We start from the raw sequence: 14,245 nt of genomic DNA, 5'->3' as shown, positions 1-14,245 counted from the left end.
GGAGGGAAGCAGCCCGACCAGCCGGCACGGCATTCACGTGCCAGCACACCCGCCAGCACGGCCCGGCAGGAGCGCGCACCGCGTCCTGCAGGACCGCTCAATCGCCTGCGGAGCGCCGCAGCAGCGGAGTGAGGCGGTGGCGGACGAGTTCCCGCATCACCAAAGCGGTGCTCGTACGCTCCACCCCCGGGGCGGCCAGGACCCGGCCGGCGATGCGGTAGAGGTCGTCCGCATCCGTGGCCACGACGCGGACCAGCAGATCCGTATCCCCGCTGAGGCCGTCCACCTCGACGACTTCGGGGATGCGGGCAAGGGCGTCGGCGACCTCCTCGAGCCTGCGCTGCCTCACGCGGGTGGTGATGACGGCCGAGAGCGGATAACCCAGAGCCGCCGGATCGATACGCCGTTCGAAAGAACGCAGGACGCTACGGCGCCGCAGCTTCCCGAGTCTGGCCTGGACGGTGTTCCGGGAGAGCCCGAGGCGCTGGGCCAGCGCGGCCACCGGAGCGCGGGGCTCGTCGGTGAGCGCGAGCAGCAGCTCCGCGTCGAGGGCGTCGAGGGGCTCCTGGCCTGTCACTGTCCTTGACCTCGCTGTCCCGGCCGGAACCGCCCTGCTGGGCAGGTTGCTCTGCGGGGTGGGTGGTGATGGTGCGGTCATCGTCGCCGAGCTGTCATGGTGAAGCAATCCGCTGACCCGAATGCTCCGCAGAGGCCTGTGCGACCGGTCGTGGTACACCTCGACGTGTCCCAGGCACGCAAAGAGGTCACGACCACCCCGACCTCCTCGCGGCACACGAGGATTTCACCGACCACATGCTGCGCCAGTGGCAGTGCTCCGGCCCCGCCCGCGGCATCGGCGCCACCGCCCGCGTGAAAGCCGTCGTCGCCGGCCGCAGCGAAGACATCGACATCGAAGCGGTCGCGGCGCAGCGCCCGTTGCGGATCACCGAGCGCAACACCGGCGCCGCTGGCCGCCGCATCGCCTGCCCACGGCACCTACCTCCTCCAAGAACCGCCCCACGACGGCACCCGGATCTTCCTCACCCACGCATCGCAGAGCGCACCCCCGGGCGAACGGCCGGCCGCACCCTTGATCAGGTGGCTGCTTCGGCGCAACAATCAGCACGCCCCACGACGGCCGGCCACCCTCCTCGACCACAACTCCCAGCCGGCCGGACAGCCCGCCGGACAGCCGGCCGGACAGCCGGCAGGACACGCGCAGCGGCACAGAGAAAAAAGGGGGCCGGAGAACATGCGGGTCACGGTCGTGGGCAGCGGCGACGCCTTCGGATCCGGCGGACGCTTCCAGACCTGCATCGCCCTCGGACCCGCCGATCCCCAAGCCGCCTCCCACACCCTCATCGACTGCGGCGCCACCAGCGCCGTCGCACTCAAACAAAAAAGGGTTCGACCTGAACGCCATCGAGACGGTGCTGGTCACCCACCTCCACGCAGACCACTTCGGCGGCATCGTCTTCCTGATCCTGGACGGACAGTTCCGCCGCCGCACAATCGATCTGACGGTGGTCGGCCCTCCGGGGACGGAGCGGCGTCTGAATGAGGCGATGGAAGCGAGCTTCCCCGGCTCCACGGAAGTAAAGCGCCGCTTCGTAGTGCGCGTCGTCGAACACCGCGAACGCACCGCCTGGGCGACGCACCGGTTCACCGCCCTCCCCTTCGAAGTGCGCCACGCCGCCGGAGCACCCTCCTATGCACTCCGCGTCAAAAACGCCGAAAGCGGCTCATGTATCGCCTACTCCGGCGACACCGAATGGACCGACGCCCTCCTCGACGCCGCCCAAGGCACCGACCTGTTCCTCTGCGAGGGCTACGCCCACCACCCCGTGCGCTGGCACATGGACCTCACCACACTGCAGACCCACCGCCACCGGCTGGAAACCCGACACCTCCTCCTCACCCGCCTCTCCCCCACCGCGCTGGAGGCAGACCTGAGCACATGGGACGTCGCACACGACGCCCTCACCCTCACCGTCTGACTCCCCCACACCACCGACCCCACCCGGACACAAACCGGTGACATGACGTGAGGTGAGGTCAGGTGAGGTCCGGGCCGGGCGAGGCAGACCCGAGCAGCAGACCGGAGCAGCAGGCCAGGCCCGGCCCACGCGGTCAGCGGTGCGGTCCGCGAGAGACGGGACGAGACGGAACGGGAACGGTCTGCGGGACGGGACGGTCTGCGGACCGCCGCTGCGTGAACGACCCACACACCCGGCCAGAAGGACCAGCCCGGCGCCCAGACAAAACGACCCGCCACGCCCACCAACCGCTCCCCCACGGACGGCGGCTCCTAGCCGCGGCCCCGGCCGATCCCCACCACCCCTCACTCCACCGCGGCTTCATCCCTCACCCCTCACGCCGCCCCTGGAGACGAGGAACTCCGCCGACCCGATCACCCGGGCGGTCCCACCGCCGGTCAATGCCCCTCCCCAACCGGCCCGACTCCCACCGACCCCGGAAACGACCCCGCAGAAGAGCAACCCGCCACCGGCACAGCCGAGAACAGCCCCGCCCTGAGCGAGGGTGCGGTCAGAGGGCGAAGATCCGTCGTGCGTTGCCGGACAGGAACAGTCCTGCGGTCTCCTCGTCCAGGCCCAGTTCACCGAGGTGCTCCAGCGCCCGACCAGGAGTGATCATCGGGTAGTTCGTGCCGAACAGGACCTTTCTGCGGCCTCGCCCGCGCAGGTAGTCGACCAGCTCACGCGGGTAGCGGCGGGTGGTGTAGGCGCTGGTGTCGATGTAGACGTTGGCATGCTTGTCGGCCACGGCGATCATCTCCGTGGTCCACGGGTAGCCGATGTGACCGCACACGATGGTCAGTTCGGGGAAGTCGAGCGCAACCTGGTCGATGTACGGGATGGGGCGGCCGGTCTCGGACGGTCGCAGCGGGCCGGTGTGACCGACCTGGGTGCAGAAGGGGATGCCGAGTTCGACGCAGGCGGAGTACAGGGGGTAGTAGAGCCGGTCCGTGGGTGGGAACTGCCACAGCCAGGGCACGATCCGCAGGGCCACGAAGCCCAGTTCCTCCACCGCCCGGCGCAGTTCTCGCACAGCCTTGACCGGTCGGGTGAGGTCCACGCCGGCCACACCCCTCAGCAGTCCGTCGGACTGGGAGACGAAGTCGGCCACCTCGTCGTTGCTGATCAGCGGCCCCTGCGGGCCGTACCAGGCCGAGGACAGCGCGATCTCGACATCCGCCGCAGCCATCGCAGCAACCGTCGCCCGGACCGGCAACGGCTCCTCCAGCAACTCCAGTCCCGTCCACCGGCGCAACGACTCGAACATCTCGTGGTTGGAGTGACGGAGTGTCGGATGCTGCATCCATGCGTCGATGACCGGCACAGGCTTCCTGCCTCTCTCCTCACGTGGTCGCTCCTACCGCACCGAAAGGCGGATGAACGACCGACTACTAACGCCCTCTTTGCGATCTGTCGTCAACGAGGAAAGCGTGCCCCCCATGACTCCAGCGGCAGCGCTACCGAAGTGATCACGGTGGACAGCGTGCGGTACCAACCCGTGAGCAACATCAGCTCCACCAACTGCGCGTCATCGTAGATTTCTTGCAGTTCCCGCCATGTGCCAGCGCTCAGCGTGGCGTCATCGTGGAGTTCGTCAGCCGCGGTGACCAGCAGCCGGACGTGTGCGTCGAAGATTGCGGCGTCAGCTGGCTGAGTCACGAAGGCTTCGAGTAGATGTTGGTCGAGTCCTGCTTCGAGGCCGGGGCCGGCCGCGTGTACGCCCCACTCGTATTCGGCGCCGGCGCGTGCGGTGGTCCGGCTGATCAGTACTTCCCGGTCATGCGGGGGCAATGTCCCGTGATTGAGGAGGCCGGATGCCATCGGATGCATGCGGCTGGCCAATTGGCGATGCACGGCGAGGATCCGGAAGAGAAGCAGAGGCTCCATCTCCACTCCGGGCGGCATCCACTTGGCCAGCAGTCGCTGGGTGTCATCGTCGTATGGAGGTGTCACCGGGGACATCCGCGGACTGCCGCCCGCCGACGGTGCCTTCGCATCTCCCGCGGCCCGGGCCATCGGCGGCTCATGGCGCTGGGGGTCGGCCACTTCAATCTCCCATCGCTACGTTTTTAGTAGCGTGAAGTCTGCCGCTACCCTTCCTGTAGCGCAACACCTCAGATGAGGAGCATCGAGAAAGGAGCGACGTGCCCACCCCAGCTGAAGACACCCCTGTCCCTGGCAGGTCCGTACGCGGATCGCAGACCGGACGACCGATCATGGCCGCCTTCGATCTGCTGGGCCGACGCTGGACTCTTCGGATCCTGTGGGAACTGCGCAATGGACCTGTCGGCTTCCGCGCTCTGCAGAAGCAATGCGACGGCGTATCGCCGACCGTCCTGAACACTCGCCTCCGCGAACTACGCTCGGCCGGCTTGACGGAACACGGCCCCGACAAGGCTCAGCAGCTGACACCCTTGGGCCAAGACCTCCGACAGGCGCTCATCCCGCTGCAGGCCTGGTCCGAACGATGGGCTCAGAGCAGATCCGACTCCCTCACCTGACCGCCGCCCCTGAGACACGCCGTCGACAAGACAAGCTGACGGAACGCGTCGACAACTTGATCCGACGAGGCCCAGCGGGACCGTTGTCGGTCGATCAATTCCTTGCATGACCAGCCATCACGCCGCCCGAAATTGACACGTCGGCAGAAGGCAGAGGTCAGCGGTCAGGACGGCTGGGGGGAGAACCCCGTGAGCCACGACGGCAGCCGCGAAATCCAAGAGCCGCGTGAGGTCAGCCCGACGAGGAGTCGGCCAGGGGGAACCGTGCAGCCCACGACTCATGAGGCAGCGCCACCGAAGTGATCACGGCCGAGAAGGTGCGGTACCAGCCCGCGACCAGCAGCAACTCCAGCAAGCGAGGTTCGTCGTAGACCTGAGCCAGGCGACCCCACGTGTCGGCACTCACGGTCGCCTGGTCGTGCAGCTCATCGACCGCGGTGACCAGGAGCCGAGTGCGCTCGTCGAATGCGGACGCGTCAGCCGGCTGTGTGGCGATCGCGTCGAGCAGTTCTTGATCCAGGCCGACCGCGGGTCCGAAGAGCACCGCGTGCACGCCCCACTCGTACTCCGCACCGGCGCGCGCGGTGATCCGGCTGATCACCACTTCCCGATCGCGGGCAGGCAGCAGTCCTTTCGTGAGCAGGCCGGCCGCCATCGGGATCAATCGACCGAACAACTCGCGATGCCGGGCGAACACCCGGAACAGCAGCAGGGGTTCGATGTCCGACTGCGGCGGCATCAGCTTGGCGAGCAGTCGTTCGGTGTCTTCGTCGTACGGGGGTGACAGTGGCTGGATCCTCGGTCCGCCGACCGTCTCCGCCAGGGTCCCGGTCTTGTCGGAGGGCTCCGTACTCTGCGGGTTGTTCATCACCAGCTCCATCGCTACGTTTTCCGTAGCGTCCAGACTGGCTTCCGATTTCTGGTCGCGCAAGTCCCGGAGAGGTCTGCAGCCCGCCGGATCAGTTCATTCTCGACGGCGCTTTGTGGCATCCCTGCGAGACGCCGGCACAGCTGGCCATCGATCGACGCCGCGGCCCTTCAGGCATGAAGGAGCACGATGGAATTCCCCGAATCGGCTGTGAAGGTGCTATCGCAGAATCCCCAAGTGAGCGAGCTCAGGCCGACGTCGCTCCAAGAAGCAGCGTTGACTTATATAAGCAGAGACCGGTACGGTCCCCGTCGTGCACGCGCTCGACATCCTCGGCGACCCTGTGCGCCGGCGCATTCTGGAACTGCTGGCCGACGGTGAACGGACCTCCGGGGCGGTCACGGACGTCATCCGGGCCGAGTTCGGGATCTCCCAACCAGCCGTCTCCCAGCATCTGCGCGTGCTGCGCGACAGCGGGTTCGCGTCGGTCCGGGCCGAGGGCACCCGCCGGCTCTACACGGTCGAGCCCGCGCCGCTGCGCGAGGTCGACGCGTGGCTGGACCGGTTCCGCCGGTTTTGGGAACAACGCCTCGACGCCCTCGGCACCGAGCTGGCCCGAGGCAAGCGTGCACGCCGGACCCGGGCCGGTGGAGCGACCACCCGACCGGACAGGTCCGACACCGATGCGAGCGGGACCGATTCACCCACCGAGAGGACATGACATGAAGGATGTCCTGGACGAACTGGCCGCCGCGCACCGGAAGATGGGCAAGGGCACCGTGCTGGCCGGCGAGGCGTACACCGTGGAGCTCCGGGGACCTGGGTCTGCTCACCCTGGCCCGGCTCCTGGCCGGCGAGGAGATCGAGAACCTGGACGAGTTCGAGAAGTCGCCCGAGGGACGCGAGTTCAGCCGGGGCAGCGCCGCTGCTTGGAGCCAGGCTCATCTCGCCGCCGGTGGCGACTTTTGCCCCTTACGGACACAGAGTGTCAGTGCCCCTCGGTTGAGGAGCAGGACGAGCCGTACAACAGCATGTTGCCCCGCCCCTGGAAGGAAGAGCGATGCGCGCCATGAAGAACACCGACTCGATCGAGATCGCCCTGCCGCGGGAGCGGGTGGCCCATCTGCTCGCCGACCCTGCACACCTACCGAAGTGGCTGCGGGGCCTGGTGCTGCACGAGCCGTTGAGTGGGATACACGGGCAGCTCGGTACCAAGTCGCGGGTAGTGATGCAGATGGGGCGGCGGAAGATCGAGTGCACCGAGACCATCACACGCCGGGAACCGGCAGACCTGCACGGGATCCCGAAAGGGAGCGTCGTTCACTTCGACCGCGAGATCGTCGGCGAAGGCATGTGGAGTGCCGTGCGCGACCGGCTGACCGAAGCCGGTCCGGAGACGACGCTCTGGGTGAGCGAGAGCGAATACAGGTTCAACAGCTTGCTGATGCGGCTGGTGGGGCTTCTGATGCCCGGTGCCTTCCGCAAACAGTCGCAACAGCACATGCAGGATTTCAAGGCGTTCGCTGAGCAGGGAAAGGACGTCCGCGAAGGGATGAGCTGACTTGCTGAAACAGCGACGAGGATCCGCTGCCGTTTGACGGAGTCTTCGATGTCAAACTAGTGGGTCCCACTGGCTGCAAGCGAGATGTGCCGCCGCGACTCCAACTCCCCTGCAGGCATGTCAGCCTCCATCCGGGCAGGGGCTACATGTCGCCCACTCGACGCTCCACGCTGTCCCGCACGACGGCCTCCCTCTGCCACCCGACGAGGCTTGCCATGCGTAGACCTCATCGGGACATTCCAAGTGCCGCGCCTGCAGCATCCGTCGGCCAGCCGCAGCTCGAGGCCAGAGCGTGCGTGTAGCGCTCACCGCGAGGATGGCGAGCTCACGGCCTGATGCCTCGTCTCGTCAACTCAGCAGAGCGTGGAAGGCTTTGTGCAGCTCAATTCGCGATTCGAAGCCAATGCCGGGCTGCTCCGGTGGTCGCAGGGTTCCGTTCTCGATGGTGGCGTTGTCGGAGAATCCACCGAAGGGCTGGAAGATGCGCGGATTGGCTTCACTCCCTCCGAGCCCGAGCGCAGCCGCAACGTGCAGGGAGAAGAGGTGGCCACCGTGCGGTTGGAATGCTGATCGCGGCCACCCGTTGGTCTCCATCAAGTCAACGATGCCGAGGTACTCGGGGAGGCCGTAGCAGTGGGCGGGATCGAAGAGCAGGACGTCGCGGCCGGGGCGCAGGCCGCCGTAGCGGATGAGGTTGGCGGCGTCGCTCCGGGAGAAGAGGGCCTCGCCGGCCGCCAGTGCCGGGTCGTAGAACTCAGCGATCTGTGCGTGAGTCAGGAAGTCCTGCGGGTCGCAGATGTCCTCGAGCCAGCGCAGCCGGTACGGCGCCAGAACTCCCGCGACGCGTCGGGCGAGTTCGGGCCTGTAGCGGTGCATTGCGTCGACCGCGAGCCGGTCACCGCGGGGTAGCAGGGCGAGGGCGGTCTCGATGCGAGTGAGATCTTCCTCCAGTGGCCGCTCGCCGATTTTGATCTTGATGTGGGTGTAGCCGGCGTAGAGGAACTGACGCACCTCATCCGCCAGTCTGCGGTTGTCGTCGGCTGGATAGGAGTAACCGCCCGCTGCGTAGAGCGCGATCGGCGTGCTGGGGTGGCGGCCGAGGAGTTCGCTCAGGAATCTGTACAGCGGCTGTCCGGCGATCTTCGCGGCCGCATCCCGCAGCGCCATGTCCAACGTCCCCACGGCGACGCACCGTCGCCGTGCCCTCCCGGCTTTTCCCCGTTCATCATGCGATCCCACGCACGGAACGGGTCGACGTTCTCCCCATCGTCGGTCGCGAGGTCATCGTGGCTGGTGGACAGCAGTCGGGGGGCGAACCGCTCGCGGATCAGGCCCAGTTGACCGAACCTGCCGAACGACGAGAAGCCGAAGCCAACAACCGGGCAGCCATCGCGCACCGCGTCAGTGACCACGGCCACGATCGTCGTGGTGAGACCGCCGGACTGGATCGCAAGGTCCGCATAGCGCGAGATGGGAACGTTCCGGGCGCGCACATCGACGATACGCATCTACTGCTCCATGAACTGCCTCGGCCATCGGTCGGCGACCTCCCGGCGGCGGACTGCCCGAGCGGCAGGCCCACGCGGGTCGCTACGCATTCAGTAGCAGGATGCCGATGCCATTCTCGCAACGCAAGCCTTCATCCGGAGGTGCACAGAGAATCAGCGCAGCACGCGCCCGCGGCGAGGATCCCCGCAGTGGCAACATGGCCCCCCTGAACCGGCCTGTTCAATCCAGTACCAGAAGAGGTATTGCGGCGAGGCCCACCGCCACGAGGAAGCCGCGCAACACCATCGGAGGCAGCCGACGGCCCAGCCGGGCCCCGAGTACACCACCCAGGAGCGAACCCGCAGCCAGGAGGACCGATGGCAGCCACGCCACATCCGCAATGACCAGGAACAAGGACGCTGCGACGAGATTGACCAGCAGAGACAGCACATTTCTGGCGGCGTTCAGCCGCTGCAGGTCGTCGTCGAGCGCCAGGCCCATCAAGGCGATCGCCAGCACGCCTTGCGCCGCCCCGAAATAGCCGCCGTAGACACCCACCCCGTAGATGCCCAACCAGAGCAATACGCCCCCGTGCACCGCGATCCGTCGTCGATGAGCCAGCCGCGCAGCCAACTTGGGCTGCACCAGGACCAACGCACCGGCAAGCACGATCAATGCCGGGACGACGGCCGCGAAGGCCTCGGCGGGAAGCAGCAAGAGCAGAACTCCGCCAGTGACACCGCCCAAGACCGAGGCAGCTCCGAGTCGAATCAACCGGCTGCGCTGGCCGGCGAGTTCGCGCCGATAGCCGTAAGCACCCGAGAACGCCCCGGAAACCAGGCCGAGGGTGCAGGTGACATTCGCCGTCACCGGCGGGTAGCCGACCGCGAGCAGCACCGGGAAAGCGATCAACGTTCCCGAACCGACGGCGGCATTGACCGTCCCCGCGACGATTCCTGCTGCGAAAACAGCCATGGACTCCAGTCCAGTCACGGCGCCCCCTGTCGATGCTACGAAAAACGTAGCAGACTGCCCTCACTGAATCCATGTGGACAGGTGTGGGTTGGACCACCCCTCCATCGCTGTCGTCAGGGAATGGAGAGGCAACGCCGCTGTGGCCGTGCTCATTCACGGCGTCCCAGCTCCAGGACGACTCCTCTCGCCCCCAGGCGGAGTTGCCATCGCACTACGGAATCTCCCTCGGCGCGAGTCCGATCACGCCGGGAGCAGACGGGATCGCCGGAGCAGAAGCGCTTGTCGTAGCGGTCGACGAGCGTGCCGGCAGGCCCGGTGGGGGTGCGCCGGTGTCAGCAGGTGCCCGCTGCGGGGACGAAGGGCCCCTCCAGGGCGGCCCATTGCAGGAGCAGGATGGTCTTGCCGTCGACGATGTGTCCGTTGCGGACCATCGAGAGGGCATCCGCGAAGGGCAGTTCGAGCACTTCGATGTCCTCGCCATCCTCCTCCAGCCCGCCGCCACTTCCGGTGCGGTCGGCTCGCGCGTAGGGGGCCGCGTAGAAGTGCAGTCGCTCGGTGACCGAGCCGGGGCTCATATAGGCGTCGAGGACGTGGGTGAGCGCGCCGAGTCTGACGCCGAGCTCCTCCGCAGCCTCGCGCCGGACGGCGGCGAGCGGATCGTCGCCGTCGAGCAGCCCAGCTGCGGCCTCGACCAGCATGCCGTCCGGGTGGTCGTTGACGTAGGCCGGGTAGCGGAACTGGCGGGTGAGCAGCACACGTCCGCGCTCGGCGTCATACGGCAGGACGACCGCGCCGTTGCCGCGGTCGTAGGTCTCGCGCTGCTGGGTGACCCAGCATCCGTCCTGGCGTCGGTAGTCGAAGGTCGTGCGACGCAGGACGTGCCAGCCCTGGGAAGTGAGCTCCACGTCGCGGACCACGACGTCGGGGTTGCGGTCCAGATCACGCCCGACGCGGTCGAGGCCGGTACGTCCACGGTGGTCAGGAGTGTCGATGCCGGGGCGGGCGTTCACGCCGTCTCCTGCGGGGTACGGCCCGGGATCTCGTCCACGTCGTGGTAGACGGGCAGGCCGCGACGGCGGGCGGTGGCAACGTCCTGATCGGCTCCGGCGGAGTCACCGGGCAGGCGGAGCACGGCGTCACAGTGGGCAAGCAGACGCTCGGCGGCCGGATACAGCACCTGGTCGGCGAGGGGGTCGGTGGGGCCCGCGCCGACCGAGCGCAGGACGGGCAGGGCGACCCACTCCCCGATCACGGGGAGGTGGCCGGCGGCGAACACCGGCCACGCTGCCGCTTCGAGGCGGGCGAGATTGGCGGCCATGGCCTGCGGATCACCGTTGGTGCCGGAGCGGTAGGGCCCGGCGATGAGGATGAGCATCGGCTTGTCGTTCATGGTGCACTACGATACATGCAGAAACGTGCAAGAACAGGAGAGAGTGCGGATGTTGGCTGCTGAACGGCGCGACCACCTGCTGGGCCTTCTCGCCCGCGAGGGCAAGATCGTCGCCAAGAACGTCGCCGCCGAGTTGGGAATCTCCGAGGACAGCGTGCGACGCGATCTGCGTGATCTCGCGGCCGAAGGACTGTGCCAGCGGGTCTACGGAGGGGCCCTGCCTGTTTCCCCGGCCGTGGCGGACTACGTCACCCGGAAGACGGTGGCTCCTGACGGGAAGCGGAAGGTCGCCGCGGTGGCCGCCGGTCTGGTACGGCCGGAGGGCGCGCTGATCCTCGACGGCGGCACCACCGCCCTGGCCGTCGTCCACGCACTGCCTCAGGATCTGGCCTGCACCGTGATCACACACAGTCCGACGATCGCCGCCGCTCTGCTCGGTCACCCGCAGGCGGAGGTCTTCCTGCTCGGTGGCCGCATCTTCAAGCACTCGGCCGTCGCCTGTGGTGCGGCGGCGGTCGAGGCCACGGAGAACGTCTCCGCCGACCTCTGCCTCCTCGGTGTCACCGGCGTGCACCCCGAGGCAGGACTGACGACCGGCGACGCCGAGGAGGCCGCGATGAAACGCGCGCTGGCCGCACGGGCAGCGGACACCTACATCCTCGCCTCCTCAGAGAAGATCGGCACCGCTTCGCGCTTCCGCGTCCTGCCCTGGCAGAAGATCAGCGGACTGATCACCGACGCCGACCCCCGCCACGACGTCGTCGAGCAGCTCACGGCGCGCGGCGTGGAGATCCTGGCAGCCGGCTGAAAGACACGGGCGAACGGGGAATCGCAGGCAGGTCAAGGCGCAGCGCCGCCACCGTGATTCCGCCATCCACAGAGATTGGCAATTGCACCTGCGCCGGCCCTGGGACGCGGCCAGGTGACGGGCCCCGGGAGTCAGGGCTGCCACGTGCCGGGGATGACATCGCCGGTGATCCTTCCGATGTACCGCCCGCCTTCGATCACACCGGGATCGTCGTGTGCCGGCACGATGAACCGGTAGTTGAGCGCGTGCTTGGTTGCGCCGATTTCCTGCAACACCGAGGTGGTGAAGTTGTTGCTGAGTGCGGGGTCGTCCGTGGCCAGCGCGGATGGCTGCACGCCTGCGGTGAACGTTCCGGTCGGCTGATTCCGCAGCGCCCCCTCGACGTCGTAGAACAGGTCGCCGCACAGATATGCCTCGCCCTCCTCGGTGGGCACCACGATCCCGATGGAGCCCGGGGTGTGCCCGCCGGAGAGCCGGCAGACGATTCCGGGCAGCACCTCCTGCGGTCCGGACTGCTCGAGGTCGAGGAACCGGATCGCGCCCGGCGTATAGACGCGGTCGATCAGGTGATGGACGTCCTCTCGCGCATAGGCTCGGCCCTGGATCCCCGTGCACGCGCTGCCCAGTTCACTGCGATTGACCACCACAGGAACGGTCATCGGGACCTTGTCCAGGTGGCCGGCATGGTCACGGTGCAGGTGCGTCATGATCACGCAGCCGAGGTCCGCCGGCCCGATACCGTGCTTGGACAGCTGCTCCTCGAATCCCTGCCCCGGGGCCACTGTGCCTCCGGCACCGAGCACGGACACGTCCCGGTAGCCGGCGTCGACCAGCACTGGAGCTGAGCCACCCAGCAGCAGGAACCCCTGGGCAGGGACATCGATGCGGTTCCCGGGACTGATGCCTCGCAGCCGCATCGACTCGTCGATGGTGACCGAGCCGAAGTTGAGGCGGCGGATCTCGTAGAACACCGGTCAGTCCTCCAGCCCGTGATGGGCCCGATATGCGGCGTAGCGACGCCACGCGTCGATCACCGCCTGCTTGATGGCACCTGCGCCGTGACCGAGGTAGTCGCTGTCGATCCGGGCGGTGACGGCAGAGATGTCCTGGCCGAAGTCGACGCCGAGCAGCAATTCGGCGACCCACGCTCGGACCAGGGCCGTGACGGCGGTCGAGTCGACCTCCGTCACGGTCCCGGTGTCGCGTTCGATTCGCAGGGTGATCGAGAGGTACTCATGGGTGCTGCGCGACGCCGACGTCGCGGGCACCTTCGCATAGCCCACCACGATCATGCTGTCGGCCGGGTCCACGAGGTCAGCCTGCCACTGCCTGCCCGCTCGGTCGACAAGTGCTGTGACGCTCATGTCGCCACCGCCTCCCGGGGGGTCGCCGGTGCCGGACCGGTCGCACGGGCGAGGCTCAGGCAGACCGCGGCCAGGATGAGCGATGCGACCATGGCGATCAGCCCTGGTGTGAACGAGCCGGTGATGCCGATCAGCCAGCCGATCAGGATCGGGCCGAGGAATCCGGACAGCTGCGTGCCCATGTTGATGAAGCCGAGCCACAGCCCGACCTCGTGCGGCCTGACGATGTCCATCGGCACCGACCAGAACGGCCCCAGCCCGGCGTAGAGGAAGAAGCCGGAGGCAGTCAGCATCACTCCGGCGAGGTCGGCCGACGGAGCCAGTGCGGTGCCGGCGATGCATGCAGCCGTCGTCAGGTACGTCACCGAGATGAACCGTCGCCGGACGTGGTTGAACCGCCGTTCGCAGAGCACCGCTCCGAGGATCAGACCGATGGTGCCGGCGATGTACGGCGACGTGGAGAACACCCCGGCCCTGGACAGCTCGAGCCCCCTGTACTCGATGAGGTACGTCGGCAGCCAGCCCATCAGTCCGTAGAGCACGAAGCCGAAGAAGAAGAACGCGGCGAACGTCAGCCAGATGTGCGGCACCCACCACTCCCGCTTGGTGGCCGGAGCCACTGACACGGAGCGGGGCTGCGTGAGGTTGCGGCGCTCGGGGGTGTCGCGCAACAACAGCAGCACTGCCAGCAGCGTCAGCACACCCGGCACGACCGTCAGGTAGAAGACCCATCGCCAGCCGAGCGACGAGACGATGGGAAACGCGACCACCGGAGCGAGCGCCGGGCCCAGTGTCAGGGCGGTCAGCATCAGTGCCAGCGGCTGGGAACGCCGTCCCTTACCGAACCAGTTCGACAACGTCCGCCACAGCGGTGGTGGGTGGATCCCCTCCCCTGCGCCCATCAGGAAGCGCACGGCGACAAGAGCCACGACGCTGCCGGCGACGGCGCCGGTCAGGACGCTGAAGACCGTCCACCAGGCGATGGCGACGGCGATGAGGCGGCGCTGGCCGAACCGTTCGCACAGGATGCCGGCGGGCACCAGCACGGCCGTGTAGCTCAGGAACAGTGCACCGGTCACCAGTCCGCCGATCGCCGGACTCAGGTGCAGCTCCTTCGACATGAACGGCAAGGCGGCGGCGATCGCGACCCGGTCGAAGTACGACACGAGCAACGTCAGCCACAGGACACCGAGAATGACCCAGCGATAAGCGGACTTCGCCGGCGCCGCCGATCCGAGCAGTGCGGACATGACG

The 14,245-nt window shown here is 67.6% G+C and carries 18 protein-coding genes; 5 read left to right on the top strand and 13 right to left on the bottom strand.

The annotated features are described in order from the left end of the window. Positions 1-97: 97 nt before the first annotated feature. Together G4Z16_RS31885 and G4Z16_RS31880 are read right to left on the bottom strand one after the other, a co-directional pair. Complete coding sequence (locus G4Z16_RS31885; protein WP_246531182.1) at positions 98-577, bottom strand: Lrp/AsnC family transcriptional regulator; 480 nt, start codon at positions 575-577, stop codon at positions 98-100. A gap of 77 nt (positions 578-654) precedes the next feature. Then, positions 655-996, bottom strand: coding sequence for a hypothetical protein (locus G4Z16_RS31880; protein ID WP_197354023.1), 342 nt, complete (start codon positions 994-996; stop codon positions 655-657). Between the two features lie 122 nt (positions 997-1,118). Between G4Z16_RS31880 and G4Z16_RS31875 the strand changes: the two genes are divergently transcribed. After that, positions 1,119-1,997 (top strand): MBL fold metallo-hydrolase, encoded by an 879-nt coding sequence (locus G4Z16_RS31875; protein ID WP_343070948.1) that lies wholly within the window; start codon positions 1,119-1,121, stop codon positions 1,995-1,997. A gap of 550 nt (positions 1,998-2,547) precedes the next feature. On the opposite strand, the gene G4Z16_RS31870 is transcribed toward G4Z16_RS31875, so the two are convergent. Both G4Z16_RS31870 and G4Z16_RS31865 read right to left on the bottom strand, forming a co-directional pair. Further along, positions 2,548-3,339 carry an amidohydrolase family protein gene (locus G4Z16_RS31870; RefSeq protein ID WP_246531181.1) on the bottom strand — a complete coding sequence of 264 codons (792 nt, stop codon included), beginning with the start codon at positions 3,337-3,339 and terminating at the stop codon, positions 2,548-2,550. 113 nt (positions 3,340-3,452) lie between these two features. Then, complete coding sequence (locus tag G4Z16_RS31865; RefSeq protein WP_246531180.1) at positions 3,453-4,082, bottom strand: carboxymuconolactone decarboxylase family protein; 630 nt, start codon at positions 4,080-4,082, stop codon at positions 3,453-3,455. 170 nt (positions 4,083-4,252) lie between these two features. On the opposite strand from G4Z16_RS31865, the gene G4Z16_RS31860 reads away from it, so the two are divergent. Continuing rightward, a complete protein-coding gene (locus tag G4Z16_RS31860; protein WP_197354020.1) occupies positions 4,253-4,537 on the top strand; it encodes a winged helix-turn-helix transcriptional regulator in 285 nt (94 codons plus the stop codon). A gap of 232 nt (positions 4,538-4,769) precedes the next feature. On the opposite strand, the gene G4Z16_RS31855 is transcribed toward G4Z16_RS31860, so the two are convergent. Continuing rightward, positions 4,770-5,468: a carboxymuconolactone decarboxylase family protein gene (locus tag G4Z16_RS31855; RefSeq protein ID WP_246531179.1), complete on the bottom strand. Its 699-nt coding sequence runs from the start codon at positions 5,466-5,468 to the stop codon at positions 4,770-4,772. 250 nt (positions 5,469-5,718) lie between these two features. On the opposite strand from G4Z16_RS31855, the gene G4Z16_RS31850 reads away from it, so the two are divergent. Both G4Z16_RS31850 and G4Z16_RS31845 read left to right on the top strand, forming a co-directional pair. Continuing rightward, a complete protein-coding gene (locus G4Z16_RS31850; protein ID WP_197354019.1) occupies positions 5,719-6,126 on the top strand; it encodes an ArsR/SmtB family transcription factor in 408 nt (135 codons plus the stop codon). Positions 6,127-6,465: 339 nt separating this feature from the next. Then, positions 6,466-6,966, top strand: coding sequence for an SRPBCC family protein (locus G4Z16_RS31845; RefSeq protein WP_197354018.1), 501 nt, complete (start codon positions 6,466-6,468; stop codon positions 6,964-6,966). 348 nt (positions 6,967-7,314) lie between these two features. Here G4Z16_RS31845 and G4Z16_RS31840 read toward each other — a convergent pair whose 3' ends face one another. The 5 genes from G4Z16_RS31840 to G4Z16_RS31820 form a co-directional block, all read right to left on the bottom strand. Next, the gene (locus G4Z16_RS31840) at positions 7,315-8,148 is read right to left on the bottom strand and encodes an enolase C-terminal domain-like protein (protein ID WP_197354017.1); all 834 of its coding nucleotides are present in this window, start codon (positions 8,146-8,148) and stop codon (positions 7,315-7,317) included. Then, positions 8,076-8,474, bottom strand: coding sequence for an enolase-like domain-containing protein (locus G4Z16_RS31835; protein ID WP_197354016.1), 399 nt, complete (start codon positions 8,472-8,474; stop codon positions 8,076-8,078). Before G4Z16_RS31835 ends, G4Z16_RS31840 begins: the two co-directional genes overlap by 73 nt. A 220-nt stretch (positions 8,475-8,694) precedes the next feature. Then, entirely contained in the window at positions 8,695-9,429 is a 735-nt protein-coding gene (locus G4Z16_RS31830) for a sulfite exporter TauE/SafE family protein (RefSeq protein ID WP_246531178.1), read from the bottom strand. A gap of 332 nt (positions 9,430-9,761) precedes the next feature. Then, positions 9,762-10,439, bottom strand: coding sequence for an NUDIX domain-containing protein (locus G4Z16_RS31825; RefSeq protein ID WP_197354014.1), 678 nt, complete (start codon positions 10,437-10,439; stop codon positions 9,762-9,764). Next, positions 10,436-10,819 (bottom strand): DUF4406 domain-containing protein, encoded by a 384-nt coding sequence (locus G4Z16_RS31820; RefSeq protein WP_197354013.1) that lies wholly within the window; start codon positions 10,817-10,819, stop codon positions 10,436-10,438. The genes G4Z16_RS31825 and G4Z16_RS31820 overlap by 4 nt, the downstream gene beginning before the upstream one ends. A gap of 49 nt (positions 10,820-10,868) precedes the next feature. Between G4Z16_RS31820 and G4Z16_RS31815 the strand changes: the two genes are divergently transcribed. Further along, a complete protein-coding gene (locus tag G4Z16_RS31815) occupies positions 10,869-11,627 on the top strand; it encodes a DeoR/GlpR family DNA-binding transcription regulator (RefSeq protein WP_197354012.1) in 759 nt (252 codons plus the stop codon). 131 nt (positions 11,628-11,758) lie between these two features. Here the strand turns inward: G4Z16_RS31815 and G4Z16_RS31810 are convergent, their stop codons facing one another. The 3 genes from G4Z16_RS31810 to G4Z16_RS31800 are packed head-to-tail and all read right to left on the bottom strand — an operon-like array spanning position 11,759 to position 14,241. After that, positions 11,759-12,598, bottom strand: a complete 840-nt coding sequence (locus G4Z16_RS31810) for an MBL fold metallo-hydrolase (protein WP_197354011.1) — start codon at positions 12,596-12,598, stop codon at positions 11,759-11,761. Between the two features lie 3 nt (positions 12,599-12,601). Beyond that, positions 12,602-12,991 (bottom strand): DUF3870 domain-containing protein, encoded by a 390-nt coding sequence (locus tag G4Z16_RS31805; RefSeq protein WP_197354010.1) that lies wholly within the window; start codon positions 12,989-12,991, stop codon positions 12,602-12,604. After that, positions 12,988-14,241, bottom strand: a complete 1,254-nt coding sequence (locus G4Z16_RS31800; RefSeq protein WP_197354009.1) for an MFS transporter — start codon at positions 14,239-14,241, stop codon at positions 12,988-12,990. Before G4Z16_RS31800 ends, G4Z16_RS31805 begins: the two co-directional genes overlap by 4 nt. Positions 14,242-14,245: the final 4 nt, after the last annotated feature.

Origin of the sequence: Streptomyces bathyalis, assembly GCF_015910445.1 — a bacterium.
GTDB classification, from domain to species: domain Bacteria; phylum Actinomycetota; class Actinomycetes; order Streptomycetales; family Streptomycetaceae; genus Streptomyces; species Streptomyces bathyalis.
This window is presented reverse-complemented; position numbering and strand designations above follow the sequence as displayed.